24 protein-coding genes are annotated in these 26,114 nt (G+C 51.1%); 12 read left to right on the top strand and 12 right to left on the bottom strand.

All coding sequences use genetic code 11. From position 1 onward, the window contains the following. Positions 1-39: 39 nt before the first annotated feature. Together ACTS9Y_RS15615 and ACTS9Y_RS15610 are read left to right on the top strand one after the other, a co-directional pair. On the top strand, positions 40-1,239 hold the full coding sequence (locus tag ACTS9Y_RS15615) for a glycosyltransferase (protein ID WP_442586819.1): 1,200 nt from the start codon (positions 40-42) through the stop codon (positions 1,237-1,239). Positions 1,240-1,578: 339 nt separating this feature from the next. Beyond that, positions 1,579-1,902 carry a DUF1330 domain-containing protein gene (locus tag ACTS9Y_RS15610; protein ID WP_442586818.1) on the top strand — a complete coding sequence of 108 codons (324 nt, stop codon included), beginning with the start codon at positions 1,579-1,581 and terminating at the stop codon, positions 1,900-1,902. 87 nt (positions 1,903-1,989) lie between these two features. On the opposite strand, the gene pstB is transcribed toward ACTS9Y_RS15610, so the two are convergent. From pstB to ACTS9Y_RS15580, 6 genes are all read right to left on the bottom strand, one after another. Further along, positions 1,990-2,769 carry a phosphate ABC transporter ATP-binding protein PstB gene (gene pstB / locus ACTS9Y_RS15605; protein ID WP_442586817.1) on the bottom strand — a complete coding sequence of 260 codons (780 nt, stop codon included), beginning with the start codon at positions 2,767-2,769 and terminating at the stop codon, positions 1,990-1,992. A 25-nt stretch (positions 2,770-2,794) separates the two neighbouring features. Next, entirely contained in the window at positions 2,795-3,733 is a 939-nt protein-coding gene (gene pstA / locus ACTS9Y_RS15600; RefSeq protein ID WP_442586816.1) for a phosphate ABC transporter permease PstA, read from the bottom strand. 90 nt (positions 3,734-3,823) lie between these two features. After that, positions 3,824-4,750, bottom strand: a complete 927-nt coding sequence (gene pstC, locus ACTS9Y_RS15595; RefSeq protein ID WP_442586973.1) for a phosphate ABC transporter permease subunit PstC — start codon at positions 4,748-4,750, stop codon at positions 3,824-3,826. Positions 4,751-4,885: 135 nt separating this feature from the next. Then, the gene (locus ACTS9Y_RS15590) at positions 4,886-5,881 is read right to left on the bottom strand and encodes a PstS family phosphate ABC transporter substrate-binding protein (RefSeq protein WP_442586815.1); all 996 of its coding nucleotides are present in this window, start codon (positions 5,879-5,881) and stop codon (positions 4,886-4,888) included. Between the two features lie 141 nt (positions 5,882-6,022). Continuing rightward, positions 6,023-7,024, bottom strand: a complete 1,002-nt coding sequence (locus tag ACTS9Y_RS15585; RefSeq protein ID WP_442586814.1) for an anion permease — start codon at positions 7,022-7,024, stop codon at positions 6,023-6,025. A 9-nt stretch (positions 7,025-7,033) separates the two neighbouring features. Beyond that, a complete protein-coding gene (locus tag ACTS9Y_RS15580; RefSeq protein ID WP_442586813.1) occupies positions 7,034-7,690 on the bottom strand; it encodes a DUF47 domain-containing protein in 657 nt (218 codons plus the stop codon). 168 nt (positions 7,691-7,858) lie between these two features. Here ACTS9Y_RS15580 and prfB point away from each other — a divergent pair. Further along, positions 7,859-8,963, top strand: a protein-coding gene (prfB, locus tag ACTS9Y_RS15575) for a peptide chain release factor 2 (RefSeq protein WP_442586812.1) whose coding sequence is annotated in 2 segments (ribosomal slippage) — positions 7,859-7,939 and positions 7,941-8,963 — 1,104 coding nt in all. Because the reading frame shifts where the segments join, the coding sequence is not laid out codon by codon here. A gap of 66 nt (positions 8,964-9,029) precedes the next feature. Here the strand turns inward: prfB and ACTS9Y_RS15570 are convergent. The 4 genes from ACTS9Y_RS15570 to acs all read right to left on the bottom strand — a co-directional run bounded on the left by ACTS9Y_RS15570 (position 9,030) and on the right by acs (position 13,720). Beyond that, positions 9,030-9,419, bottom strand: coding sequence for a YchJ family protein (locus ACTS9Y_RS15570; RefSeq protein ID WP_442586811.1), 390 nt, complete (start codon positions 9,417-9,419; stop codon positions 9,030-9,032). Positions 9,420-9,484: 65 nt separating this feature from the next. Continuing rightward, a complete protein-coding gene (locus ACTS9Y_RS15565) occupies positions 9,485-9,949 on the bottom strand; it encodes a hypothetical protein (protein ID WP_442586810.1) in 465 nt (154 codons plus the stop codon). Positions 9,950-9,973: 24 nt separating this feature from the next. Next, entirely contained in the window at positions 9,974-11,548 is a 1,575-nt protein-coding gene (locus tag ACTS9Y_RS15560) for a peptide chain release factor 3 (protein ID WP_379056285.1), read from the bottom strand. A gap of 195 nt (positions 11,549-11,743) precedes the next feature. Next, positions 11,744-13,720: an acetate--CoA ligase gene (gene acs, locus ACTS9Y_RS15555; protein ID WP_442586809.1), complete on the bottom strand. Its 1,977-nt coding sequence runs from the start codon at positions 13,718-13,720 to the stop codon at positions 11,744-11,746. A 120-nt stretch (positions 13,721-13,840) separates the two neighbouring features. Between acs and glnE the strand changes: the two genes are divergently transcribed. Next, the gene (gene glnE / locus ACTS9Y_RS15550) at positions 13,841-16,558 is read left to right on the top strand and encodes a bifunctional [glutamate--ammonia ligase]-adenylyl-L-tyrosine phosphorylase/[glutamate--ammonia-ligase] adenylyltransferase (protein ID WP_442586808.1); all 2,718 of its coding nucleotides are present in this window, start codon (positions 13,841-13,843) and stop codon (positions 16,556-16,558) included. 29 nt (positions 16,559-16,587) lie between these two features. Here the strand turns inward: glnE and dhaK are convergent, their stop codons facing one another. Then, positions 16,588-17,586, bottom strand: coding sequence for a dihydroxyacetone kinase subunit DhaK (gene dhaK, locus ACTS9Y_RS15545; RefSeq protein WP_442586807.1), 999 nt, complete (start codon positions 17,584-17,586; stop codon positions 16,588-16,590). Between the two features lie 63 nt (positions 17,587-17,649). After that, the gene (dhaL, locus tag ACTS9Y_RS15540) at positions 17,650-18,282 is read right to left on the bottom strand and encodes a dihydroxyacetone kinase subunit DhaL (RefSeq protein WP_442586806.1); all 633 of its coding nucleotides are present in this window, start codon (positions 18,280-18,282) and stop codon (positions 17,650-17,652) included. A 392-nt stretch (positions 18,283-18,674) separates the two neighbouring features. On the opposite strand from dhaL, the gene rpsB reads away from it, so the two are divergent. The 8 genes from rpsB (at position 18,675) to rseP (ending at position 26,114) form a co-directional block, all read left to right on the top strand. After that, positions 18,675-19,430: a 30S ribosomal protein S2 gene (rpsB, locus tag ACTS9Y_RS15535; protein ID WP_442586805.1), complete on the top strand. Its 756-nt coding sequence runs from the start codon at positions 18,675-18,677 to the stop codon at positions 19,428-19,430. Between the two features lie 141 nt (positions 19,431-19,571). Beyond that, entirely contained in the window at positions 19,572-20,447 is an 876-nt protein-coding gene (gene tsf, locus ACTS9Y_RS15530) for a translation elongation factor Ts (protein WP_442586804.1), read from the top strand. Between the two features lie 134 nt (positions 20,448-20,581). Then, a complete protein-coding gene (gene pyrH, locus ACTS9Y_RS15525) occupies positions 20,582-21,298 on the top strand; it encodes a UMP kinase (RefSeq protein ID WP_442586803.1) in 717 nt (238 codons plus the stop codon). 44 nt (positions 21,299-21,342) lie between these two features. Beyond that, complete coding sequence (frr, locus tag ACTS9Y_RS15520) at positions 21,343-21,900, top strand: ribosome recycling factor (RefSeq protein ID WP_442586802.1); 558 nt, start codon at positions 21,343-21,345, stop codon at positions 21,898-21,900. 27 nt (positions 21,901-21,927) lie between these two features. After that, positions 21,928-22,692, top strand: a complete 765-nt coding sequence (uppS, locus tag ACTS9Y_RS15515) for a polyprenyl diphosphate synthase (protein ID WP_442586801.1) — start codon at positions 21,928-21,930, stop codon at positions 22,690-22,692. Between the two features lie 3 nt (positions 22,693-22,695). After that, entirely contained in the window at positions 22,696-23,523 is an 828-nt protein-coding gene (locus ACTS9Y_RS15510) for a phosphatidate cytidylyltransferase (protein WP_442586800.1), read from the top strand. 9 nt (positions 23,524-23,532) lie between these two features. After that, complete coding sequence (gene ispC / locus ACTS9Y_RS15505; protein WP_442586799.1) at positions 23,533-24,741, top strand: 1-deoxy-D-xylulose-5-phosphate reductoisomerase; 1,209 nt, start codon at positions 23,533-23,535, stop codon at positions 24,739-24,741. Further along, complete coding sequence (rseP, locus tag ACTS9Y_RS15500) at positions 24,738-26,114, top strand: RIP metalloprotease RseP (RefSeq protein WP_442586798.1); 1,377 nt, start codon at positions 24,738-24,740, stop codon at positions 26,112-26,114. The genes ispC and rseP overlap by 4 nt, the downstream gene beginning before the upstream one ends.

Genomic DNA, 26,114 nt, shown 5'->3' with positions numbered 1-26,114 from the left:
TGAGAATTGTTTACATGGAACCGGTCTACGGTATTTTGCATGAAAGTATTGATGATTTCAGATGTGTATTTCCCGCGTGTGAATGGGGTGTCTACCAGCATCCGCACCTTTGCAGAAAGCCTGCGTGCCGATGGGCATAGCGTGCACCTGATCGCTCCACAGTATACACAATCACTCGATAACTCGCTGATTGCTGATGAAGCCTGGATCACGCGTATCGAGGCACGCAAAATCGTGTTCGACCCTGAAGATTATTTAATGAAATGGTCAGCACTGGTAGCTTTTATCGAAAGCTTGCACCCGGGTGATTACGATATGGTGCATATCCATACCCCATTTATTGCCCATTATGCAGGGCTGAAAATCGCCAAGAAACTGCAAGTGCCGGTGGTGGAAACCTATCACACCTTTTTTGAAGATTATATGCATCATTACTTGCCGTGGGTACCACGCAAGTTTGCGGTGAATATTGCGCAATGGGTATCGCGCAAGCAATGCCAGCAAGTGGATACCGTGGTATCTCCTTCGGCGCAGATGCGCGATGTCTTGCAACAATATGGCGTGACCACACCTATTTCTGTGATTCCTACTGGCTTGGATGCTTCACGTTTTGTACCAGGTGATGGCGCAGCCTTCAGGGAGAAATACGCTATTCCTGCACAACGACCTTTGCTGATGTTTGTTGGCCGGGTGGCGCATGAAAAGAATATCCAGTTCTTGCTGGAAATGTTGTCGCTGGTCATTCAGGATCATCCCGAGGTCTTGATGGTGATCACAGGTGAAGGCCCGGCTGAAGCGATGTTGAAGAAAATGACCAAGGATAACGGCCTGCAACAGAACGTCATGTTCCTGGGTTACCTGGACCGCGCGGTTGGCCTCAATGCTGCTTACCGTGCGGCGGATATTTTTGTGTTCGCTTCCAAGAGTGAAACACAAGGCCTGGTATTGCTGGAAGCGATGGCACAAGAGACCCCGGTGGTCGCGATTGCCGAACTGGGCACGGCTTCCATCCTGCGCCAGGAGCAGGGCGCATTGATTGCACGGGATGATGAATTACACTTTGCCCAGCAAGTGCAAACCTTGCTGATAGACCATCAGTTGCGTGAACGTGTCGGCAAACAAGGCAAGCGTTATGTGGAGCAAGTATGGTCCAGTGAAGCACAGGCGCAAAAGTTGATTGAGTGCTACGACCGCTTACTGCTGAACAACCTGCCCCTCGCAGCTTCTATCGCTGCATAATCGTTGGTGGCCGGCAAGTTTGTCGCCGCTACCAACGCATTCCCACCCCTTTAGAATTTTTCCCGACGGTCTTGACGTCAGGCCTGCAGCACGCGAAGATGTGGGTAGGCTTGTACTGTAGGGCGGCAAACCATGTTGTGTATACTTTTGAGGCTTTGGCCAGCAAAGTTTGCGTAAGTATAAACAGGTTAATTATTCAATTGCATGATGCGCAAATACCGGAAGATTCCAGAGTATTAGGCAAAAGCTTCGTATGATTAGACCTACAGTAGGCCTGTTTTAATCAATACAATTTAGAACTCGAATCGATTATTTTTAATAAAAACGCTAGGAGTGAAAATGGCAGCATATTTAATTGCAGATGTATTGCTCAAAGATGATAAATGGGTTCCTGAATATGCAAAGCATGTTCACCTGATTGCTGAAAAGCATGGCGGAAAATATTTGAGCCGCAGTGCCAATATTGACGTGCTTGAAGGTAAACCATTGGAAAATACATTGATTGCATTGATCCAGTTTCCGAATAAAGAAGCAGCCATCGCGTTTGCGAATGACCCTGAATACGCTCCTTACTCCAAAGCCAGGCAAGATGGCACTGAAAGCCGCTTCCAGTTGATAGACGACTCTGATGTCGCAGGTACCATCCCTTACCTTTCCAAATAACGACTCAGCTTCACAGGTCATAGTTATCAGCTGTGCTTAGCAATAAAAAACGCCGCAATTTGCGGCGTTTTTATTAAGTGAGTGGAATTAACCAAACTTACCTGTAATGTAGTCTTCAGTTTCTTTACGGCCAGGGTTGGTGAAGATCCTGTCAGTATCATCATACTCAATCAACTCACCCAGATACATATAAGCGGTGTAGTCAGACACACGTGCTGCCTGCTGCATGTTGTGTGTCACTACCAGGATGGTCAGTTTGCTGCGCAGTTCTACCATCAACTCTTCAATGTTGGCAGTCGCGATCGGGTCCAGCGCGGAGGTCGGTTCATCGAATAGCATGATTTCCGGGTCGGTCGCCAGAGCGCGGGCGATACACAAACGTTGTTGCTGACCGCCAGACAGGTTGAATGCCAGGTCATGCAGACGGTCTTTTACTTCGTTCCATAGTGCAGCGCCTTTGAGGGCTTCTTCCACTTTGTCATCCATGATGCGTTTGTTGTTTTCACCACGCACGCGCAGGCCGTAAGCCACATTCTCATAAATGGATTTCGGGAACGGGTTAGGCTTCTGGAAGACCATACTGATGCGCATACGTACCTCAATAGGGTCGACGCCGCTATCCAGCACGTTGGTGTTATCCGGGTGCATCACGATCTGGCCCTGGTATTTGTTGCCTGGGTACAGGTCATGCATACGGTTGAAGCAGCGCAGGAAGGTGGATTTTCCGCAGCCTGAGGGGCCAATCAACGCAGTGATCTTGTTCTCGTACAAAGGCATGGAAATACCTTTGAGTGCGCGGGCACCGTTGCTATAAAAGAAGTTTAAATCGCGTGCTTCGGCTTTAATCGGGGTCGTTATTGTGGCCATGATGTTTCCTAAATCCTGTGTGGCATTACCATTTAATATTTTTACGAATTTTGTAGCGTAACCAGATCGCGCCACCGTTCATCAACAAGGTGACAACAATGATCAGTGCACCAGTGGCAGCCGCATTGACGTGAAATGCATGGTCAGGGCGCGACAGCCAGTTAAACATTTGAATCGGCATCACGGTGAAACCAGAAGACAGCCATTCAAAGTTAAGGAACGGCGGTGCTGTCGTGATCGGTGAGGGCGGCAGGAAGGCAATAAATGTGAGCGCACCAATCGTGATGATAGGCGCAGTTTCACCCAAAGCACGTGACATGCCGATAATCACACCTGTCAAAATACCGCCGTAGGAGTACTTGAATACATGGTCATACACCACTTGCCACTTGGTGGCACCGACACCGTAGGCGGCTTCCCGGATCGAGACGGGGATGGCGCGGATCGCCTCACGTGTCGACACGATCACAATCGGCAGAATCAACAGGCCCAGGGTTAAACCGGCTGTGAGTATGCTTTGGCCGAAACCCAGGATGTAGACAAACAAACCCAGCGCCAGCAAGCCATAAATAATCGAAGGCACACCAGCCAGGTTGGAGACGTTGATTTCAATCAGGTCAGTAAACCAGTTTTTTGGTGCATATTCTTCCAGGTACAAACCCGCTGCCACGCCCACAGGCACGGCTGACAGGAATGTGACGCTCATCACCAGCAGTGAACCTACCCAGGCGGAAAGCAAGCCAGCACGGCCTGCACGGCGGGAAGGGAATTCGCTCAAGAACTCAAGGTTGAATTTTGGGTAACCATCGGCAATCAATTGCCAGAACAGCAACATCAACGTCATCAGGCCAAACATCAGGCATAACAGACCTAATGCGGCAAACAGGGTGTCGTTACGCTTGTGGCGTTTAATCATGGCGCGTACTTCGCCCAGATTTTCAAGTACAGAAGCTTTATGTTCCATTTGGTGTCTTTCCTGCTTCTTCCGGTAGGTTGGCTAGCGGCAGTGTATCGTTGTTATATGTCAGTTTTGCGTCAAAGATTGCGTGAACAATTAGTAATTCTCACGGTAACGCTTGCGTACCCAGTGGCCGACGATATTGAAGGACAAAGTCATCGCCATCAGCACCAGGCCCGCGGCAAAAATACTTTGATAGCCTATGCTGCCATGCGGCAAATCACCCATAGCAACCTGCACGATATACGCCGTGATGGTCGCCGCGCTTTCGAGCGGGTTGAACGTCAAATTAGGTTGCTGGCCAGCCGCAATCGCCACTACCATGGTTTCACCCACTGCGCGGGAAATCGCCAGGATATACGCTGCTACGATCCCGGAAATCGCTGCCGGTGTCACCACTTTGACAGCCGTCTGGAAGCGGGTGGCGCCCATGGCATATGAGCCTTCACGCATGCTCATAGGCACCGCGCGCATGGCATCTTCAGACAGAGACGCAATGTAAGGAATAATCATAATGCCCATCACGATACCTGCGCCCAGCATGTTGAAGCTCGGCAGATCAGGATAGATGGATTGCAGTAATGGGGTGACAAAAAACAGGGCAAAATAGCCAAACACCACTGTTGGTACACCGACCAGCAGTTCAAGGATAGGTTTGACGATTTCGCGTGTTTTGTGTGAAGCAAATTCGGACAGGAAGATCGCTGACACGGTGCCGATAGGCACGGCGACTGCCAGGGCGATCGCAGAGGTAGTCAGGGTGCCTGAAACCAGAGGCATGATGCCATAATGCGCATCTTCAAACAGCGGCGTCCACTCGGTATCGGTGAAAAACTCAACCACAGAGACGGTTTTGAAGAAGCTCAATGATTCGTAAAGCAATACGCCCACGATAGCAAAGGTCGTCGCTACGGCCACCAGTGCCGCCATCATCAGTATCAGTTCAATGACACGCTCTTTGACGTTTCTACGGATGTTTTTAGCCAGTCTGGGGCTGATGGGCAGTTCCACGGGTGCTTGCATTGCTTGAGTCGCCATAATGTTGAACTTTAGAAAAGATCAAAAGTAATGATCTGTCGGGGTAAGAATTTTAGCGGATAATCCGCGTTACAGGCCGAATAGTCTCGAAAAAAGGGGCTTTATCAGCCCCTTTCATCATTACTTGATACGGGATAACAGGTCAGTGATTTTGATGCCGACTTCTGAAGTACCGTTAAAACCAGTACCTGGTTTCATGGCTTTGAAATGCGTTTTTACCGCATCGTAATCTTCTTTTGGCAGAGGCACGTATTTCACTTCTTTCACCAGTTCTGGCGCATTTTCCAGATAGAAGTTGATAAAGGCTTTCACTTCCGGTTTGAATGCTGCTGAAGTCGCGTTCACGTAAATAAACAGAGGACGCGCCAAGGGTTGGTAAGTACCGTCCATCACCGTCGCTTCAGAAGGCAATACCGCTTTGCTGCCTTCTTTGGCAACGATAGGCACTGCTCTCAGCTTGTCGGTATTTTCCAGGTAGTAAGCCAGGCCAAAGTAAGCCAAACCACCTACGTTACCTGAAACACCTTGTACTAAAACGTTGTCATCTTCTGAAGGCGTATAGTCTTTACGGCTGGCTTTAGATTTGCCATTGACCGCTTCAGTAAAGTAGTCAAACGTACCTGACGAAGTGCCTGGACCGTACAGGTTCATGGCTTTGTCAGGGAAAGTCGCGTTTACTTGCTTCCAGTTTTTAACGGAAGAGTTTGGCTCCCATATTTTTTTCAATTCAGCGACTGACAGTTGTTTCACCCAGTCATTTTTGCCGTTTACGACCACTGTTAACGCATCATAAGCTACCGGTAACTCGATAAACTGTACGCCACCTTCTTTACACAGATCGATCTCTTTTTGTGTGATCGGGCGGGAAGCATCTGAAATGTCGGTTTCGCCACGGCAGAATTTTTTGAAGCCACCGCCAGTACCTGATTCGCCCACAGTGACTTTAATCCCTTTGGTACGCTGAAACTCTTCAGCCACGGCTTCGGTGATCGGGTACACAGTGCTTGAGCCATCGATTTTAATGATCTTGTCAGCAGCAGTCGCTGTGTGAGAAAAACTGAACGCTTGCACAATCAGTGTAGCGATTAAAGTAGTGCGGAACAGCTGGGTATTCATTTATACACTCCTGTGTGTGGTGTTATCTTGCAATGCGTGAATCTTAGAAACTTTATATGACAGAAATGTGACAAAAAATAAAAAAGGCGCGCCAGAAAATAAGAAAGGCGCACTTGGCGCCTCTTTTTCATAACAATTTTCTTACAGCACACTTTCGCCGATATGGTAGGCGATCGCTGCCATGATGGCTGCGCAGGGGATGGTCAGCACCCAGGCCCAGACAATACGCGACGCCAGCCCCCAGCGTACCGCTGTCATGCGGCGGGATAGTCCGACCCCGACAATGGCGCCGGTGATGGTGTGTGTAGTGGAAACGGGGATGCCGAGGCTGGTCGCCAGAAACAACGCGATGGAGCCGGAAGTCTGCGCCGCAAAGCCACCGGTAGGGCGGATTTTGGTGATGCCCATGCCCATAGTCCGCACGATGCGCCAGCCACCAAACAGCGTGCCCAGGCCCATCGCCAGTTGGCAGGCGATCACCACCCAGAAAGGCACATGAAAATCACCTTGCAGGTAACCGTTGGCAAACAGCAATACGGTGATGATGCCCATGGTTTTTTGTGCGTCATTGGCGCCGTGGCCAAGGCTGAACAATGAGGATGAGATGAATTGCATTTTGTTGAAGCGGCTTTCGATCTTGTAAGGCGAAGAGCGCTGAAACAGCCACATGATGCCTATCGATAACAGCAACGCCAGCAGCATGCCGAATAGCGGGGAAAGAATGATGGCGATGCCGGTACTGATCAGTTTGGTGCCTATGATCACGCCCTTGGTGCCTGAGTGCGCCATGCCGGCACCGATCAGGCCACCGATCAGCGCGTGTGACGACGACGAAGGAATACCGAACCACCAGGTGATCACATTCCAGGCGATCGCGCCAAACAGGGCACCAAAGATGATGGTGTTGTTGACGATATTGGGGTCTATGATGCCTTTGCCTACTGTGTCTGCCACATGCAAACCAAAAAACAGAAAAGCGACAAAGTTGAAAAATGCGGCCCAGATCACGGCGGCCTGCGGGGTCAGCAAGCGGGTAGAGACCATTAATGCGATTGAATTGGCCGCATCATGAAAGCCATTCATAAAATCAAATATCAGGGCGACGAAGACGAGCACCGCCATGACGATTATCACGTGATCCATGGTGGTTCCTTAGATTCGTTCCAACACAACGCCGTGAATCACATCCGCGACATCCTCACAGCTATCGACGGCCTCTTCAAACAAATCATACAGTTGCTTGGAGCGAATCAGCGTGCGCGCATCATGGTCTTCGGCAAACAGCCTGTGCATGCCAGAGCGCATGATATGGTCCGCTTCGCCTTCAATGGTGCTGATCTCTTCACAGGTACGCAAGATACGCTCGGCATTTTTCATATCTGACAGCATGTGCACGGCATCACGTACTTTTTCAGCTGCGCGTAACAGGATTTGCGCCAGCGCCACCATCTCAGGCGTGAATTTGGTATGGCCATAGATTTCCGCGCTTTGCGGAATCGCTTCCATATAATCAATGATATCGTCCAGCGCCATCGCCAGTTCACGGATCTCGCGGCGGTCAAACGGGGTGATAAAGGTTTTGTGTAGCGAGAGCAGGATCTCTTTGGTGTACTCGTCCGCTTCGGATTCTATTTTGCGGATTTCAGCAAAATGGGTGTGAAAACCAGCCTGATCGACCTCTGCGGCCATTAATGCCAATACTTTGGAACCACGCACAGCACAGTCGGCCAAACGGTTAAACAGCACAAAGTAGTTATCGTTTCTAGGGCTGATTGCAGCCATAATGCGGCCAAAGGTGGCATGCGCCATTGAGAACTCCCGGACGGTTACAAGGTTTTGTGACCGTGATTTTACTATTTTGTGACAATGAATGTGACAAAAATATGAATTCTTTACTAAATTGATGCCTATACACAGCCCTGAATCACATGCCAGCCTGCGGTATAATGCTGGTTTTACTCACTGACCGATCGAAAAATGGAAGCTGAACACCTCAATAGTATCGCCAATGCACTCAGCGATCTGACGCAACGTCACCTGGCCCTTCGGGGGTATCTTTGACTACGAAAACAAAGAGCAACGCCTAGCCGAAGTCAATGGCCTGCTGGAAGATCCTAAGGTTTGGGACAACGCAGAAAAGGCCCAGAACCTGGGCAAAGAAAAGCGCATGCTGGAAACTGTAGTCATGACGCTGGACGATGTGCATCAGTCACTCTCCGATAGTCGCGAATTGTTCGATATGGCGCGCGAAGAAAATGATGACGACACGATATTGAGCGTAGAAGCAGATACGCAAAAGATAGAAACCATCATTGCCGCCATGGAATTCAAGCGTATGTTCTCGCAACCTATGGACGCCAATAATTGCTTTATTGAATTCCAGTCTGGCAGTGGCGGTACCGAGGCGCAGGATTGGGCCGGCATGTTGTTGCGCATGTATCTGCGCTACGTAGAGCGCAAAGGCTTTAAAGTAGAAGTGCTGGAAGAGTCCGAAGGCGATATCGCAGGTATTAAAGGCGCATCCATCAAAGTCAGCGGCGATTATGCTTTTGGCACTTTGCGGACTGAAAGCGGTGTCCACAGGCTGGTACGTAAATCTCCGTTTGATGCCAACTCCAAACGTCACACCAGTTTTGCCAGCGTGCAGATATTCCCTGAGGTCGATGATTCCATTGAGATCGATATCAATCCGGCTGATCTGCGCATCGATACCTACCGCGCCAGTGGTGCCGGTGGTCAGCACATCAACAAAACTGACTCAGCGGTGCGTATCACCCACTTGCCGACCAATGTAGTGGTGCAGTGCCAGAACGACCGTTCGCAACACCGCAACCGCGAAGAGGCGATGAATATGCTGAAAGGCGCCTTGTATAACCTGGAACTGAGCAAGCGTAATGAAGAAAAGCAGGCGCTGGAAGACGCCAAAACCGATATCGGCTGGGGACACCAGATCCGCAGCTACGTGCTGGATCAGGGGCGTATCAAAGACTTGCGTACCAATGTCGAGATAGGTAATACGCAGGGCGTACTGGATGGCGATCTGGATCCGTTCATTATGGAAAGCCTGAAGCAGGGGCTGTAAGTCACTCTGCTTTTCCAATAAAAAAGGCAGCGAGATCGCTGCCTTTTTTATTGCCTGGTTCTTTAATCAGGCAGCTGAATCAGGCTGCCCATCAACATACAGCCAGCGCCCATCTTCACGGCTAAAGTGACTATGCTCAGTCAGTTGTTCTTTTCTAAGTTTTCCGCTCTGGAAGGTGGCCACAAACCTGACAAACGCTGTATTGGCGTCGCGTTGCTCATGTGACAACACCTGAAGTTTCAGCCATTTGATTCCACCTAAATCCTCCAGGGTCAGATTTTTCGGACGGGTATCTACATGCCAGGTTTGCAAAATATAGGCTGGCAATTTCAACGCATAGGCGCTGTAACGCGAACGCATCAAGCGCTCTGCATCAGGCGCTGGTTGCCCTGCATGCAAAGGCTGGCAGCATTCTGCGTAAGGGTTGCCGCTATAGCAGGGGCAGGCGTTCTTCATATGCGTAACCAGTCTCTAACATTTCAAATCTGATCATATGCGTTGCTGCAAACGATGTCCACATATCAAAACAAGGCTTGTTGCGCAGCAGGCGGGGCAGCTAACAGCTTGTCTATATCAATCTCAAAGATGCCTAGTTTGCCTGCACAGGGTAGCAAGGGCAATGGTCTCGCCTGCTCAAATAAAAAACCGAAATATTCCTGGTGCACGCCACCGAAATGCGCGCGTTGCTCGCGACTGATGCCGGCAGGCAACTCGCCCGGCTTGCTGCATAACACCAGGTTTGCGATACCGACCACGCCACCATATTCCAGTTTATCCCTGTCGGGGATGGGCACATCTGTATTGGATCTGATGTGCTGGTAATACGCCTCATACAGGCCTTTGCTGGCATGAATCAGGATAGGGCCGCGATATTGCGTGCCCCAGCTGCGGTCATCTACCAGTAAATAGCCATTCGCAATCAGCCAGGCAAACGGTTGCTTGAGTGATAATGCCTTGAGGACGCCGGATGGCGCTAAAGTGGACATGGTTGGGCTGATAGCGAAAGTTGCTTAGGCGATTTCCCGTGTTTCCATAAACTGGATATCCGGGTAACGCTCTTGTGCCATTTGCAGGTTGACGCGGTTAGGTGCCAGGTAGACATAATCATCCGCACTATCCAGGCCAACGTTAAAACCGTATTTATCGGCTATCGCTTTCAAGTCGGCATCAGAGCCTTTCAGCCAGCGGGCGGTGTAACAGTCGTAGGGCTCGAATATCATGTCGACGCCGTATTCGTGCTCCAGCCTGTGGGCGACTACGTCAAACTGCAGCATACCGACTGCGCCCAGGATCAAGTCATTCGACAGCAGGGGGCGGAACAGTTGCGCCGCGCCTTCCTCAGACAATTGCTTGAGGCCGATTTGCAATTGCTTCATTTTCATCGGGTTCTTGATGCGCGCGCGGCGGAAAAACTCCGGGGCAAATGAAGGGATGCCAGTGAATTTAAGCGCTTCGTTTTCTGTAAACGTATCGCCCAGTTTAATCGTACCGTGGTTAGGGATGCCGATAATGTCGCCAGAATAAGCTTCATCCATAATCGTGCGGTCTTGCGCCATAAAGGTGATGGCGTTATTGACGTTAAGCATTTTGCCGGAAGCCACCTGCTTGATCTTCATGCCACGCTCAAAACGGCCTGAGCATACGCGCAAGAATGCGATACGGTCACGGTGTTTAGGGTCCATGTTCGCCTGGATCTTGAAGACAAAGCCGGCGAATTTTTCTTCATTGGCCGCCACGGAGCGGGTGGCTGTATTGCGTGCTTGTGGCGGTGGCGATAAGTCTACAACCGCATCCAGCAACGATTGCACGCCAAAGTTATTCACGGCAGAGCCGAAGAATACCGGGGTCTGCTTGCCGCTTAAATAGCGTTCTTTGTTGAACTCGTTAGAGGCGCCGCGTACCAGTTCGATGTCGACGCGTAACTCTTGCGCCTGGTAGCCTATCAGTTCGTCCAGGCGCGGGTTATCTATGCCCTGTATGGTTTCTGAAGTACCTTTTTCTGCCCGCGGGTCAAAAAACAGAATGCTGTCGGTGACCAGGTTATACACACCACGGAAGGTTTTGCCCATGCCGATAGGCCAGGTCATGGGTGCACATTCCATGCCCAGCGTGGTTTCGATCTCGTCCAGCAACTCGATAGGTGCGCGGCTCTCGCGGTCCAATTTGTTGATAAAAGTGATGATAGGTGTGTCGCGCATACGGCAGACGTTGAGCAGCTTGATGGTTTGCGCTTCTACACCGTTGACCGAGTCGATCACCATCACGGCGGAATCCACCGCGGTCAGGGTGCGATAAGTGTCTTCAGAAAAGTCATCGTGACCCGGGGTATCCAGCAGATTGACCATATGCTCACGATATGGAAACTGCATCACGGAAGAGGTCACGGAGATGCCGCGTTGCTTTTCCAGTTCCATCCAGTCAGAAGTCGCATGACGGGCAGCCTTACGGCCACGCACTTCACCGGCGACCTGGATCGCACCACCAAACCACAACAGTTTTTCAGTCAGCGTGGTTTTACCCGCATCCGGGTGAGAAATAATGGCGAAGGTGCGACGGCGTTGGACTTCTTGCTGCAAACTGGACATGAAAAAATAGCGGCTCGTTTAAAAGCCGCTATTTTAACCTATCCAACTTGTTTAACCTATTTACAGCCGGGCGGTTTAAAGAAGACGTGTAAGGCTTTAACTGCTGGCGCTTGGTTTATTTCCGCATCAGGAAAATCGCGATGGCGATAAACACGCATAAAATAATCAGGCCTTCCAAGTGCATTCAACCCGTGGTTAATTCACAGCCTGTTTCAACTGGTCCAGAATCGCCGGGTTATCCAGGGTAGAAATATCAGAAGTGATTTCTTCACCTTTCGCCAGGCTGCGCAACAAGCGGCGCATGATTTTTCCCGAACGCGTTTTCGGCAGGTTATCACCAAAACGGATCTCGTCCGGCTTGGCGATCGGGCCGATTTCCTTGCCTACCCATTCGCGCAATTCGGCGACGATTTTTTTGGCTTCTTCGCCTTCCGGGCGTTTGCCTTTCAGCACCACATAAGCCACTACAGACTCGCCTTTGATCGGGTGCGGTTTGCCGACGACGGCGGATTCAGCCACTAAATGGTTGGAAACCAGCGCAGATTCAATCTCCATGGTGCCCAGGCGGTGACCAGACACGTTCAGCACATCATCAATGCGGCCCATGATGGTGAAGTTGCCGGTGGTGGCATCACGCACCGCGCCATCACCCGCCAGGTAGATTTTGCCACCCAGTTCAGCCGGGTAATAGCTGGCTTTAAAGCGCTCCGGGTCGTTATAAATGGTGCGTATCATCGATGGCCACGGTTTTTTGATCACCAGCAGGCCGCCAGTGCCCCAGGGAAGGTCATTGCCTGTTTCATCCACCACATCAATATCAATCCCGGGGAAGGGCAGGGTACAGGAGCCTGGCACCAGTTTGGTCGCCCCTGGCAGCGGTGTAATCACATGGCCGCCGGTTTCGGTCTGCCAGAAGGTATCCACGATCGGGCAGCGGCTGCCGCCGACTTGTTCGTAATACCACATCCAGGCTTCGGGGTTGATGGGTTCACCCACTGTACCCAATAAGCGCAAGCTGGATAGATCGTATTGTTTGGGATGCGTCGCCGGGTCGGATTCACCGGCTTTGATCAATGAGCGGATCGCGGTGGGCGCGGTGTAGAAAATGCTGACTTTGTGGCGCTTGATCATATCCCAGAAACGACCAGCGTTAGGGAAGGTCGGGATGCCTTCAAACACGATCTGTGTCGCGCCTATCGCCAATGGGCCATAGGTCACATAACTGTGGCCGGTAATCCAGCCCACATCGGCCGTACACCAGTAGATATCGTCTGGCTTGATATCAAAGGTCCAGCGCATGGTGTTCATCGCATGTAGCAGATAGCCGGCAGAGCTATGCTGCACGCCTTTTGGTTTGCCGGTAGAGCCCGAGGTATACAGCAGGAATAAAGGGTGCTCGGCATTGACCATCACCGGCTCACATTCATCTGGTTTGCCTGCGATCAGGTCGTGCCACCAGGTACATTTGCTATCCCAGGCGACATCCTGGCCGGTTTTCTTGAATACGACGATATGGCGGATGCTTTCACAGCCACCCATGGCAATACCTTCATCCACCGCCTGTTTGAGCGGCAAAGTTTTACCACCACGGAACTGACCATCGGAAGTGATCACAGCCACAGCGCCAGCATCAATAATGCGTTCATTCAGGCTTTTGGCCGAAAAGCCGCCAAATACCACCGAGTGGATAATGCCCAAACGGGCACAGGCCTGCATGGCGACAATCGCTTCTATGCCCATGGGCAGGTAAATAATGACGCGGTCACCTTTAACCAGATTGAGTGACTTCAGGCCATTGGCAAACTGGCACACCTGGTGATACAGCGCTTTGTAAGTGATGTTTTTGACGTCGCCGTTATCGGCTTCAAAAATGATGGCGGTCTTGTTCGGGATGGTTTGCAGGTGTTTGTCCAGGCAATTGGCAGATACATTCAATTCGCCGTCCTCAAACCATTTGTAAAACGGTGCTTGCTCCTCATTCAGCGTTTTTGTGAATGGTTTGTGCCAGATCAATAATTCGCGTGCCAGTCTGGCCCAGAATCCCTGGTAATCCTGTGCAACTTCATTGCACAAGCGGTTGTATTCCTCCATGCTGCCCACCGCTGCCTGGCTGGAAAAGTCTGCGCCCGGCGCAAATGCGCGGTGTTCATGAAGTACAGATTCGATAGACATAGCGTCCCCCAAAAATCAATGTCAAAAAATGAAAGTCTGAGTGAACCTCAGGTATTATTATTCTGGTTCTGATTGACCAACTCTCCGAGCACACAAGACACCACATAAGAGCGATATCCCATGCAACAGCTTGACCAAATTCTAACAGAAAAGCAGGTGCCGTCTACAGAAGCGGCCTATTTGCTACATGCAGCGGCATGCAGCCCGTTTTTTGCCAGATTCGTTACAAAACACACAGATTCTCTGACTGATTTGTTAGATAACTTATATAAGACCTATCAGACTGAAGATGTGAATGCATTGTTTTTCAGCGAAAAATATTTAGAAGAATCTGTTTTTTTGCAACACATCCGCCAGATACGCCAGCGTCTGATGGCGCATATGATCTTGCGTGACCTGAATGGCCTGGCTGATTTTGCCGAAGTCGTAGAAATCACCAGTGCGCTGGCTGAATCGGCCATCACTGCGGCTGCGGATTTTTATCATGCTGAGCTGAGAAAAATCTACGGGGAACCGCGCGATGCACAAGGTCACGCGCAGCAATTAATTGTGGTGGGTATGGGTAAGTTGGGCGGGCGAGAGTTGAATGTGTCATCGGATATCGACCTGATTTTTGCCTACGAGCAGGAAGGTGAAACCGATGGTGAAAAGTCTATCAGCAACCAGGATTTCTTTACCCGGCTAGGCAAAAAGCTGATCACTGCACTGGATGATGTGACTGCCGATGGCTTTGTGTTCCGCATGGATATGCGCTTGCGTCCATTCGGGTCGGAAGGTGCGCTGGTTTGCAACCTGGATGCGCTGGAAGATTATTACCAGAACTATGGCCGTGAGTGGGAGCGCTATGCCTGGATCAAGGGCCGCGTGGTCTATGGTCCGGCAGATGCGTTGACCAGGCTGATCCGGCCATTCGTGTTCCGCAAGTATCTGGATTTTAACGCCTATGCTTCCATGCGCGATTTAAAAACGCAGATCCAGCGCGATGTGGTGCAACGCCGCTTATCCAACAATATCAAGCTTGGCCGCGGCGGTATCCGCGAGGTTGAGTTTATTGCACAGGTGTTTCAGTTGATCCGTGGCGGGCAACTGCCGGATTTGCAGATCAAACCTACCCTGGCGGTGCTGACCCGTCTGGCCGAGCGTGGCATGCTGCCGGAAGAAGACGTGGCAGCGCTCAAGGAAAGCTATATTTACCTGCGCAACCTTGAACACCGGTTAATGTATATTGATGACCAGCAAACCCAGGATTTGCCGGATTCTGACACCTATCGGCAATACCTGTTACGAATGCTTGACCATAGCGTGTGGGAAGATTTTATTGCCGAATTAAACGTACACCGTGACCGGGTGCAGCGCTTTTTTGACGATACCTTTAAAGATCAGCAAAACAATGATTTGCAGCAGGAAACCGCCATCTGGCAAGGTACTATCGCGGCTCCAGAGGCCGAGCAATGGTTGCAAGCGCAAGGTTATACGCGGTCTGGCGATCTGTTGCAGTTGCTGAAAACCACACGCGCCAGCCAGAAGATTCAGCAGTTACCTGAGCAAAGCAGGCGCCGCCTGGACCAGTTGATGCCGTTATTGCTGCGTGAAGCGGTGCAGCAACAAAGTACGGTACCGGATACCGCCTTGATCCGCACGCTGGATTTGCTGGAAAGTATTTGTCGCCGCGCCAGCTATCTGGCATTGCTGGCTGAGTTTCCGGATGCGTTGTCGCTCATCGTGAAACTTTGCGCTGCCAGCCCGTGGATCGCGCAATACGTGTCTGCACACCCGGTGTTGCTGGACGAATTGCTTAATAAACAGACCCTGTTCAAACGCCTGGATGCCGTGCAGTTGAAAGCCGAGTTAACCCAGCATATGGCACACTTGGCTGGCGATGTTGAAGCGCAAATGGATGCCATGCGCCACTTCAAACATGCCAACGTACTGAAAATCGCCGCCCAGGATTTAATGACTGCCTTGCCACTGGAGGCGATCTCAGACGACCTGAGCGCGCTGGCCGAGGTGGTTTTGCAGGTCAGTTTGCATACCGTTTGGCAGAATATCACCTTTAAACATAAGGAAGCACCGCAGTTCGCCGTGATTGGCTATGGCAAATTAGGTGGTAAAGAACTGGGTTACCTGTCTGATCTGGATATTATCTTTCTATATGACGATGATGCCGACAATGCGCAGGAAGTGTATGCGCGTTACGCGCAGCGGCTGAATACCTGGTTCAACACCATTACCAATGCAGGCCTGCTGTACGAAACCGACTTGCAGCTGAGGCCGGATGGCAATAGTGGCCTGCTGGTGAGCAGCGTGACTGCATTTAATGAGTACCAGGAAAGCAAAGCCTGGGTGTGGGAGCATCAGGCCATCACGCGCGCGCGTTTTGTGGCGGGCGAGCCAGCGGTGGGCAAGCAGTTTGAAAGCATCCGCCTGGAGGTGTTGAAAACCCGGCGTAAGCAGGCGGATATTCAGCCGCAGATTATAGACATGCGCCAGAAAATGCGAGCTTCGCATCGCTTTGACGCTGCCAAGTTTGATTTGAAGCACGAGGCTGGCGGCATTATCGATGTGGAGTTTATGGTGCAATACCTGGTGTTGCTACATGCAGCCGAGTATCCGGTATTGACCGAAAATAAAGGCAATATCGCCTTGCTTGGCGTGCTGGCAGACAATGGTTTGATCGATGCCAGCCTGTCAGAACAAGTGCAGCACTCATATCGCCAATACCGGGCATGGATACATGCCAGCAAATTGCAGGGCGAGCCTGCCAAAGTGGATAAAGCCCTGGCGGAGCCGCTACAGCAACCGGTAGTGCAGTTGTGGCAGGCGGTATTCGGCGCCTAGCTGGTAAGCCGCACGCGATGGGGTAGCGGTTATATGCCCCAGCGCAATCCTGCAGTGTGCACCGGGCTGTCCCAGTGCTGTTTGATCTCTTCATCGAGTAAACATATGGTCATCGATGCGCCTGCCATATCAATAGCCGTGGTGTAGTTACCAACCAGGCTTCGCACAATGCTAAAGCCTTTTTCAGCCAGCAAGCTGGCAGCCTTGTTGTAAATCAGGTACAACTCCATCAAGGGCGTAGCACCCAGGCCATTCACCAGCAATAAAATATCACCGCTTGCTGCTAACTGCTTGGCTTCAATATCGTGCACAATCGCCGCCACCATATCGCTCACGATCGCATCTGCTTCTCGCATGGCTTCGCGGCGGCGGCCAGGTTCACCGTGTATGCCAACGCCCATTTCAATCTCGGATTCGGAGATGTCAAAAGTAGGGCGGCCAGCCGCCGGCACAGTGCAACTGGTGAGTGCCACGCCTATGCTGGAGGTGCGCACATTGATTTTTTCGCCCAGTGTTTTACACGCCGCCAGATCGGCGCCAGTTTCCGCCAGGCTGCCCACACATTTTTCCACAATCACCGTGCCAGCCACGCCACGGCGGCCTGTGGTGTAAGTGCTGTTGACCACAGCACAATCATCTGAGGTGTAGATGGTGGCATGTTCAAATGGCAGCATTTCAGCCGCCATTTCAAAATTCATCACATCGCCCGCATAGTTCTTCACAATAAACAGCACACCTTTATCAGCATGCACGGCTTCCGCCGCGGCCAGCATCTGGTCGGGTGTCGGTGAAGTAAACACCTGGCCAGGGCAGGCCGCATCCAGCATGCCTTTGCCCACATAGCCCGCATGCAAAGGCTCATGGCCTGAGCCGCCGCCTGAAATCAACGCCACTTTTTGTTGTGCTTTTTGCTTGCGGGTGACAAAAGTAGGTTCAAATTGCACCTCTACCAGGTCAGCATGTGCGGTGGCAAACCCGCGCAGGCTTTCAGCCAGCATATGATCAACATTATTCAGAAATTTTTTCACTTTGATTCTCCCGTGTGCTTGCTTAAATTAGCGTCGCAGACCGTTAGTATTGATTATTGTTTATTACGGTTGCGCCAATAGTTGGTCGCACACCGCATGTATCATGACTTCGCAGCTTTTAGCGCCCGCATCCAGGTGACCAATCGCGCGTTCTCCCAGGCCTGATGCACGACCTTTGGTAGCCAGCAGGTTGCGCGTGGATTCCAGGCCTTCGCTGGCAACTAGCTTTAATGCCGTGGCGATTTCTTTGGTCGACTTGCCTTGCTCGGCCAATTGCTTGAATGTATCGGCGACCGGAATCAGCACATCCAGCATGGTTTTTTCACCGGCCTGCGCCTTGCCGCGCTGCATAATTGCCTGCACGCCCGCCTCAAAAGCCAGGGCAACGTCTTTAGTGGCAGTTGTATCGGTGGCCTTCAGTGTTTTGCCCACGCTCATGAAAAAACTGGCAAATAATGGGCCGGATGCACCGCCTATGGTGCTCAGCAGCTTCATGCCTATTTTATTCAGTGCATCGGCAGCTGATAAAGGCGCCAGCTCTTCCGCGATAGTGGTAATCGCCTCGCAGCCGCGCTTCATATTAATATAGTGGTCACCGTCACCGATTTCCCGGTCCAGGCTCTCAATATCAGCTTCATGCGCCAAAATGGCAGCGCGGATGGCTGCGGCCATGTGATTGATTGTGTCGCTATTCATAGTCGATGTCGTGTCGTCATTCAATTGTCGGGCATATGGTTAATGAAAGCACCATATGCCTTGGTTAAGCATTTCGTTCGCGTAAAACTTGAGTTTTCTGCTTGCTGCACTAGGTGTTTTGGTCGCGAACGTTTAAAATGCCGTCGCTGTCCTCGTGGTGAAACAGGATATCACCAGCCCCTCCTAAGGGCTAGTTTCAGGTTCGAGTCCTGACGGGGACACCCATTCCGCATGAATATTCATGGTAAGTGCTTGAAAACAAGCGTTTTCTGCCATATAATTGCGGATTGACTTTTTGGTCAATTAACTTGGCATGTATTCACATAGGGTGCCCGCAAGGGTGTTATTGAATGCATGTGAATGAATAACCCTTTGAAATAGAAAGACTTATTATGTCAGTGACTATGCGTCAAATGTTGGAGGCTGGTGTTCACTTTGGTCACCAAACTCGTTACTGGAACCCGAAAATGGCTGAGTTCATTTTTGGTGATCGTAACAAAATCCATATCGTTAACCTTGAAAAAACCCTGCCACTGTTTGAAGATGCGCAAAAATATGTGCGTACCCTGGCAGCAAACAAAGGTCGTATCCTGTTCGTGGGCACCAAGCGTCAAGCCCGCGATATCGTAAAAGAAGAAGCGCAACGTGCTAGCTGCTCATACGTTAACCACCGTTGGTTGGGTGGTATGTTGACTAACTTCAAAACTGTTAAACAATCTATCAAGCGTTTAACCGAGTTCGAAAACATGTTGCAAGATGGCAGCATCGAGAAATTCGGTAAAAAAGAAGCTTTGGGCATCAAACGCGAGATCGAAAAACTCGAGCGTTCCATCGGTGGTATTAAAGAAATGGGCGGCTTGCCAGATGCGATTTTCGTGATCGACGTTGGTCATGAAAGCGGCGCCATCACTGAAGCACGTAAACTGGGTATCCCGGTGATTGGTATCGTGGATACTAACAACTCACCAGATGGCATCACTTATGTGATCCCTGGTAACGATGACTCATCCCGCGCGATTCGTTTGTACGCTCGTGGTATGGCTGATGCAGTGTTGGAAGGCCGTGCTAACGCGATTTCTGAAATCGTGAAAGCCGCGCAAGAAGAAACAGCACCAGCAGCAGCGCCTGTAGAGGCTGTTGCCGAGTAATCACTCGCAGCGAAAAAAGGGGCTATGCGCCCCTTTTTCTATTGGCATCGCATGCAATATGGCTGACACACAGTCAGTGTATTGTTGATAAAGAATATTTAGTAAATCCTCAAGCAGGAATCCTAACAAAAGGAGTAGTAAATGGCTGAAATTACCGCAGGCATGGTGAAAGAATTACGTGAGCGCACCGATGCCCCAATGATGGACTGTAAAAAAGCATTGACTGAAGCTGAAGGCGATCTGACACGTGCTGAAGAAATTCTGCGCGTGCGTTTTGGTAACAAGGCAAGCAAGGCTGCTGGCCGTGTGGCTGCTGAAGGTACGGTTGGTATCAGTATCGCTACCGGTGGCAAACTGGGTACATTGATCGAAGTGAACTCAGAAACAGACTTCTGTGCTAAAAACGAAGAGTTCCTGAAGTTTGTCGGCGACCTGGCACAAGTGGTAAATGAAAATAACCCGGCTAACATTGACGCGGTTGGTACCGTGCCTTTGCGTGGTGAAACCGTTGAAGCTGTGCGTGCGCAACTAGTTGGTAAAATTGGCGAAAACATCACGCCACGCCGTTTTGTGCGTACTGAAGCCAAAGGCCAGTTGTTCAGCTATGTACATGGTAGCAAAATCGGTGTGCTGGTGGACCTGGTAGGTGGTGACGAGACTTTAGGTAAAGATATCGCCATGCACATTGCCGCAGCAAAACCAAAATCACTGGATGCCAGCGGCGTAGATGCTGCGTTGATCGACGCAGAGCGTCGTGTCGCGATTGAAAAAGCCAAAGAAGCTGGCAAACCAGAAGCCATGCTGGAAAAAATTGCTGAAGGTACAGTGCAGAAGTTCTTGAAAGAAGTCACGCTGCTGAGCCAGACTTTTGTGAAAGATGACAAACTGTCAATTGAGCAATTGTTGAAATCCAAAGGCGCTTCTGTTGCTTCATTCACTATGTATACAGTTGGTGAAGGCATTGAGAAAGCAGTTGTGGATTACGCAGCTGAAGTAGCGGCAGCAGCTAAAGTTTAATCGCTTTAAATCGCTGACGATAAAAAGTGGAATCCGTGGATTCCACTTTTTTTATGCGTAAGGGGTCGGTTTACGGCCCAAGAAACCGCGTTTTGTGATTAAATAGGCACATTTTGAGTTTGGGAAAAATAGCAATGGCACAACCTGTTTTTAAGCGTGTTCTCCTCAAGTTATCCGGTGAAGCGCTGATGGGCGATGATGCTTACGGCATCAATCGTGAGACGGTGAATGCGATTGTCTTGCAAGTCAAAGAAATCGTCGACATGGGCGTGCAAGTCGGTATCGTGATTGGTGGCGGTAATATTTTCCGCGGCATCGCACCCGCAGCCGAAGGCATGGATCGCGCTACTGCGGATTATATGGGCATGCTGGCGACAGTCATGAATGCCATGGCCTTGCAGGATGCCATGAAGCATGCCGGCGTGGCTGCACGCGTACAAAGTGCGTTGAACATTGAAGCGGTGGCTGAACCCTATATTCGTGGCAAAGCGATTCGTTACCTGGAAGAAGGCAAAGTCGTGATTTTCGGCGCCGGTACCGGTAACCCTTTCTTCACTACCGATACCGCAGCGGCATTGCGTGGTGTGGAAATTGATGCGGAGATCGTATTGAAAGCCACCAAGGTCGATGGCATTTATACGGCTGACCCGAAGAAAGACCCATCCGCGACACGGTATGACACGGTGTCTTACGATGAAGCGATCAATAAAAACCTGAAAGTGATGGATGCCACGGCATTCACCTTATGCAGGGACCAGAAAATGCCGATTGCGGTATTCAGTATTTTCAAAGAAGGCGCTTTGAAAAGCGTGATTCTGGGTGAGAATGAAGGCACACGCGTCAGGGCTTAAGGCCACTGAGGCGTGTAGAAGTAAAGCGAGATTGGAGAGCAACCATGGTTGAAGAAATTAAAAAATCTGCTGAGCAGAAAATGCAAAAGTCACTGGAATCATTAAAGACTGACCTGGCAAAAGTGCGTACCGGACGTGCGCATGCCGGCCTGTTGGACCATGTAATGGTGGAGTACTATGGCTCATATGTGGCCGTCAACCAGGTCGCCAACGTCAACCTGGGCGATGCGCGTACCATCAACGTGCAGCCTTATGAGAAGAACATGATCGCCAAGGTGGAAAAAGCCATCCGCGACAGCGACCTGGGCCTGAACCCGGCCACCAATGGTGATCTGATCCGCGTGCCTATGCCTATGCTGACGGAAGAGCGGCGCAAGGATTTGACCAAGATTGTGCGCACCGAAGGTGAAGGCGCGAAAGTGGCCATTCGTAATGTGCGCCGTGACGCCAACGATGCCTTGAAAAAGCTGGTGAAAGACAAAGCGATTTCAGAAGATGATGAGCATCGCGCACAAGACGAAGTGCAAAAAATGACCGATAAAGCCGTGGCTGAAGTCGATAAACTGTTACAACAAAAAGAAACCGATTTGATGGCAGTGTAAGCTGCGATCTGGCTGAGCGTATATATTTTGGGTTTCTTCTCCAGTTCTACCAAGCAAGTCCCCGACACCAATGAGCTGCCACAACATGTGGCGGTGATTATGGATGGTAATGGACGTTGGGCAAAAAAACGATTCTTACCCCGGGTAGCGGGTCATCAGCGTGGGCTGGAGTCTGTCAGGCAACTGGTGAAAGCCTGTGTCCGCCTGGATATCAAATTTCTCACCTTGTTTGCATTTAGCAGTGAAAACTGGCGCCGTCCTTCCGAAGAAGTGACTTTCCTGATGGGCTTGTTTCTGGAAGCACTGGAACGCGAAGTCAGCAAGCTGCATGAAGCCAATGTCATCCTCAAGCTGATTGGTGACCGTAGCCCATTTAACGAAGTGCTACAGCAGAAGATGCTGGAAGCCGAGCAAAAAACAGCAGCTAACACCGGCCTGACCCTGTCGATTGCGGTGAACTATGGCGGCCGCTGGGATGTGATCAATGCGGTGAATGCGCTATTGCAAGCCAATCCGGGCCAGGTCGCAGAGATCAGCGAGTCTGACCTGACGCCTTATCTTTCCATGCCTTATGCGCCTGAACCTGACCTGTTTATCCGCACCGGTGGTGAGACGCGTATCAGTAATTTCCTGTTATGGCAGCTCGCCTATACCGAACTCTACTTCACGCCGACCTTGTGGCCCGATTTTGATGATGCGGCATTCGAGGAGGCATTAGTTTCCTATCGTCAACGCGAGCGTCGTTTCGGACGCACCAGTGAACAGTTCAGCACCGATAGCAGCCCCTCTTAATCTATGTTGAAAACCAGAGTCATCACGGCACTTGTGTTGCTGGGACTATTCCTCCCGGCGTTGTTTTTCCTGCCCATGCTATGGTGGGCGTCTGTCATGCTGGTGCTGACGCTGGTCTGCTTGCGTGAGTGGGCCGGCTTTTTGCAGCTAAGCCCGCTGCAGACGCGCGTTTACCTGGCCATTTCTACAATCACTGGCATCAGCCTGCTGGGGTTGCTGCAGCAATGGGGCTTCCACTGGTTCTTTTATCGAGCCCTGCAAGTATTTATGGGCATGACTGCTTTCTGGTTGATTGTTGTACCAGTGGCGATGTTTTTTAATACCTTTTTTAAACAGCGGGCGGTGAATCTCTTTCTCGGCTGGTGTTTGATGTTGTCGTTGTGGATGGCGTTGGTGATCGCTCAGGAAATCAATCCTTACGTCTTGCTGGTGATTATTTCTACCATCTGGCTGGCAGACAGCGCGGCTTACTTTTTCGGCAAACAGTTCGGGCGGCACAAGCTGGCACCCGCGATCAGTCCTGGTAAAACCTGGGAAGGTGTACTGGGTGCTTTGCTGGCTGTTGCGGTGTATGCTGTCACTTTGAAAGCCACCGGAGCGGTAGCCACCTGGTGGCTATTGCCAGGCCTGTGGGTGATCACGATCGTCGGCATATACGGCGATTTATTTGAATCCTTTTTTAAGCGTCGCGCCAACCTGAAAGATAGCGGGCAGTTCTTACCTGGGCATGGCGGGTTGCTGGACCGTGTCGATGGCGTGATTCCAGCGCTGCCAGTCGGCTTGTGCCTGATGTTCTGGTTTAATTACTGGCAACAGTTTTATTCATTTTAAAAGGCCACTTTGCAATACGTCACCATACTGGGTAGTACCGGCACCATCGGTCAGCAGACGCTGGATGTGATTTCACAGCATGCCGACAGGTACGCCGTGTTCGCCCTGACTGCCCACCAGAATGTGGACGCCATGTTGCAGCAGTGTGTGCGTTACCAGCCACAATATGCCGTGATGCAGGATGCAGAGGCTGCGCAGCGTTTACGTCAGCGACTACAAGCAGAGGGTTTTCAAATCACAGTGCTTTCCGGCGTGGAAGGGCTGATCGAAGTCTCTGCGCATGACGCTGTCCACGCGGTGATGGCCGCCATCGTGGGAGCTGCCGGTCTGCTGCCTGCCTTAGCCGCCGCCAGGGCTGGCAAAAAAATATTGCTTGCCAATAAAGAAACACTGGTCATGGCTGGCCAGTTGTTTATGGATGCCGTCAAACAAGGGCAGGCGACTTTGCTGCCGATAGATAGCGAACATAACGCCATCTTCCAGGCCATGCCAGGCCAACCGTACACTGATTTGGCGGATGTCGGTGTCAACCAGATCATCCTCACTGCTTCAGGCGGGCCGTTCCGCTGTTACACCAAGGCGCAACTGGCTGAAGTGACGCCCGCATTGGCGTTGCAACATCCCAACTGGGTGATGGGCGCAAAAATCACTGTTGATTCTTCTACCCTGATGAATAAAGGTCTGGAAGTGATAGAGGCCCACTGGCTATTCAATGCCCGCCCGCAACAGATTGAAGTGGTGGTGCATCCGCAAAGCGTGATTCACTCCATGGTGTCGTATGTCGATGGCAGTATCCTGGCGCAATTAGGCAACCCGGATATGCGCACGCCGATTGCTTATGGCCTTGGTTACCCTGAGCGCATTGCCTCCGGTGTGAAACCGTTGAGTCTGGTGGAAATCGCCAAACTGGAATTTGAAGCGCCGGATACCGATCGTTTTCCTTGTTTGCAGCTGGCCTATGAGGCCCTTGCCGCTGGCGGGACTGCACCTGCTGTGCTCAATGCAGCCAACGAAGTAGTTGTGGCTGCTTTTCTGCGCGATGACATTCATTATCTGGACATTCCGCGCCTGCTGGATGACACGCTGCAAAAGCTGCCTGTAGAAAAAGTGACTTCTATCGATCAATTGCTGGAAATCGACGCTCAGGCCCGCGCCTTTGTACAGAAAGCCATGACCCAAACCACCATTGCACCTGCCTGTAAAGCGGTCGCGCTATGATGTCGGTATTGGCATTTATCGTCGCTATCGGGGTACTGGTCACCATCCACGAGTTTGGCCATTACCTGGCTGCGCGTAGCTGTGGCGTCAGGGTGCTTAAGTTCTCAATCGGTTTTGGCAAACCGATTTTCCAATATCAGCACACGCCACAGTCTACTCAATGGGTATTATCCTGGATCCCGCTCGGTGGCTATGTCAAAATGCTTGATAGTCGCGACACCGAGTCATTGCAGTCGGCGGAACACAAAGTGTTGGCAACCGACTGGTCGCGTGCTTTTGACCGGCAAAAAGTCGCCGCTAAAATGTGGATCGTCTTTGCCGGGCCATTGGCGAATCTGTTGCTGGCATTTGTGTGTTACTGGGGCCTGATCGCGCAGGGCGAGGTGGGCCTGAAACCTTACATTGGGCCGGTAGAATCCGGTTCACTGGCGGCACAGGCCAAGCTACGCTCTGGCGATCTGCTGGTTTCCCTGGATGGCAAGCCGATAGGCACCTGGCAAGATGCGCAATGGCAATTGCTTGAGGCCTGGGTGGCACATCGCTCATTAAAGGTGGTGACGCGCACAGTGCAGGGCGAGTCCCATACGCATGTGCTGGCCATGTCCAAATTGCCTGGCGAGCCTGAAGGCGATGTCTTGCAAAAAGTGGGTATTTCCATGCTGATGCCTGTGATTCCTGCAGTGGTAGGGGAGATCCTGCCAGGTTCTGTCGCAGAGAAAAGTGGGTTGCAGGTTGGTGACCATATCGTCAGAGTGAATAACAAGCCGGTTGAAGACTGGCAACAGTTTGTGAAATGGGTCAGAGCCAATCCGTCACAGCCATTAAAAGTGGAGTATCAACGTGGTAGCGAAACCTTGCAGGTTAAATTGCTGCCTGAAACGGTGATAGAAGCCGGGCAAAAGATAGGCCGCCTGGGTGCTGGCGTCAATATGGACGCTGTTGACCTCAAACCGTATCGCGTAGAACGCCATTACACGCTGACAGAAGCAGCGGTGCGTGCAGTGTACAGAGTGCAGGAAACGATTGTTTTCACATTGAAAATGATAGGTAAAATGCTGACTGGACAGGCATCACTGAAATCGATCAGCGGCCCTGTCAGTATTGCGGATGCGGCTGGTGAAACCGCCGGTTTGGGCCTGAAACCGTATATCGGGTTTATCGCGCTGCTGAGTATCAGCATCGCAGTCATGAATCTGCTACCAATACCAGTATTGGATGGCGGGCATTTGTTGTATCATATGGCGGAATTGATTCGAGGAGAACCTTTGCCTGACAGGGTGCTGGAGATTGGCCAGCGCCTTGGTTTGGGGTTACTGGGTGCATTGATGTTCATTGCGTTTTTTAATGACATTAATCGTTACCTGGTAGGTTGA

It is taken from the genome of Methylophilus sp. (assembly GCF_052173275.1).
GTDB lineage: Bacteria > Pseudomonadota > Gammaproteobacteria > Burkholderiales > Methylophilaceae > Methylophilus.
Note: the sequence above shows the minus strand (reverse complement) of the source record. Positions and strands in the feature narration are given on the sequence as shown.

What these genes read in the sequence shown, in the direction of transcription:
- ACTS9Y_RS15590 (WP_442586815.1), bottom strand. Translation starts at nt 5,881, where the DNA reads ATGAATACCCAGCTGTTCCGCACTACTTTAATCGCTACACTGATTGTG.
- glnE (WP_442586808.1), top strand. Translation starts at nt 13,841, where the DNA reads ATGCAACAGCTTGACCAAATTCTAACAGAAAAGCAGGTGCCGTCTACA.
- frr (WP_442586802.1), top strand. Translation starts at nt 21,343, where the DNA reads ATGGTTGAAGAAATTAAAAAATCTGCTGAGCAGAAAATGCAAAAGTCA.
- ACTS9Y_RS15560 (WP_379056285.1), bottom strand. Translation starts at nt 11,548, where the DNA reads ATGTCCAGTTTGCAGCAAGAAGTCCAACGCCGTCGCACCTTCGCCATT.
- pyrH (WP_442586803.1), top strand. Translation starts at nt 20,582, where the DNA reads ATGGCACAACCTGTTTTTAAGCGTGTTCTCCTCAAGTTATCCGGTGAA.
- tsf (WP_442586804.1), top strand. Translation starts at nt 19,572, where the DNA reads ATGGCTGAAATTACCGCAGGCATGGTGAAAGAATTACGTGAGCGCACC.
- ACTS9Y_RS15615 (WP_442586819.1), top strand. Translation starts at nt 40, where the DNA reads ATGAAAGTATTGATGATTTCAGATGTGTATTTCCCGCGTGTGAATGGG.
- rseP (WP_442586798.1), top strand. Translation starts at nt 24,738, where the DNA reads ATGATGTCGGTATTGGCATTTATCGTCGCTATCGGGGTACTGGTCACC.
- ACTS9Y_RS15610 (WP_442586818.1), top strand. Translation starts at nt 1,579, where the DNA reads ATGGCAGCATATTTAATTGCAGATGTATTGCTCAAAGATGATAAATGG.
- pstA (WP_442586816.1), bottom strand. Translation starts at nt 3,733, where the DNA reads ATGGAACATAAAGCTTCTGTACTTGAAAATCTGGGCGAAGTACGCGCC.
- ACTS9Y_RS15585 (WP_442586814.1), bottom strand. Translation starts at nt 7,024, where the DNA reads ATGGATCACGTGATAATCGTCATGGCGGTGCTCGTCTTCGTCGCCCTG.
- ACTS9Y_RS15565 (WP_442586810.1), bottom strand. Translation starts at nt 9,949, where the DNA reads ATGTCCACTTTAGCGCCATCCGGCGTCCTCAAGGCATTATCACTCAAG.
- pstB (WP_442586817.1), bottom strand. Translation starts at nt 2,769, where the DNA reads ATGGCCACAATAACGACCCCGATTAAAGCCGAAGCACGCGATTTAAAC.
- ACTS9Y_RS15570 (WP_442586811.1), bottom strand. Translation starts at nt 9,419, where the DNA reads ATGAAGAACGCCTGCCCCTGCTATAGCGGCAACCCTTACGCAGAATGC.
- ACTS9Y_RS15580 (WP_442586813.1), bottom strand. Translation starts at nt 7,690, where the DNA reads ATGGCGCATGCCACCTTTGGCCGCATTATGGCTGCAATCAGCCCTAGA.
- pstC (WP_442586973.1), bottom strand. Translation starts at nt 4,750, where the DNA reads ATGCAAGCACCCGTGGAACTGCCCATCAGCCCCAGACTGGCTAAAAAC.
- dhaL (WP_442586806.1), bottom strand. Translation starts at nt 18,282, where the DNA reads ATGAATAGCGACACAATCAATCACATGGCCGCAGCCATCCGCGCTGCC.
- acs (WP_442586809.1), bottom strand. Translation starts at nt 13,720, where the DNA reads ATGTCTATCGAATCTGTACTTCATGAACACCGCGCATTTGCGCCGGGC.
- rpsB (WP_442586805.1), top strand. Translation starts at nt 18,675, where the DNA reads ATGTCAGTGACTATGCGTCAAATGTTGGAGGCTGGTGTTCACTTTGGT.
- ACTS9Y_RS15510 (WP_442586800.1), top strand. Translation starts at nt 22,696, where the DNA reads ATGTTGAAAACCAGAGTCATCACGGCACTTGTGTTGCTGGGACTATTC.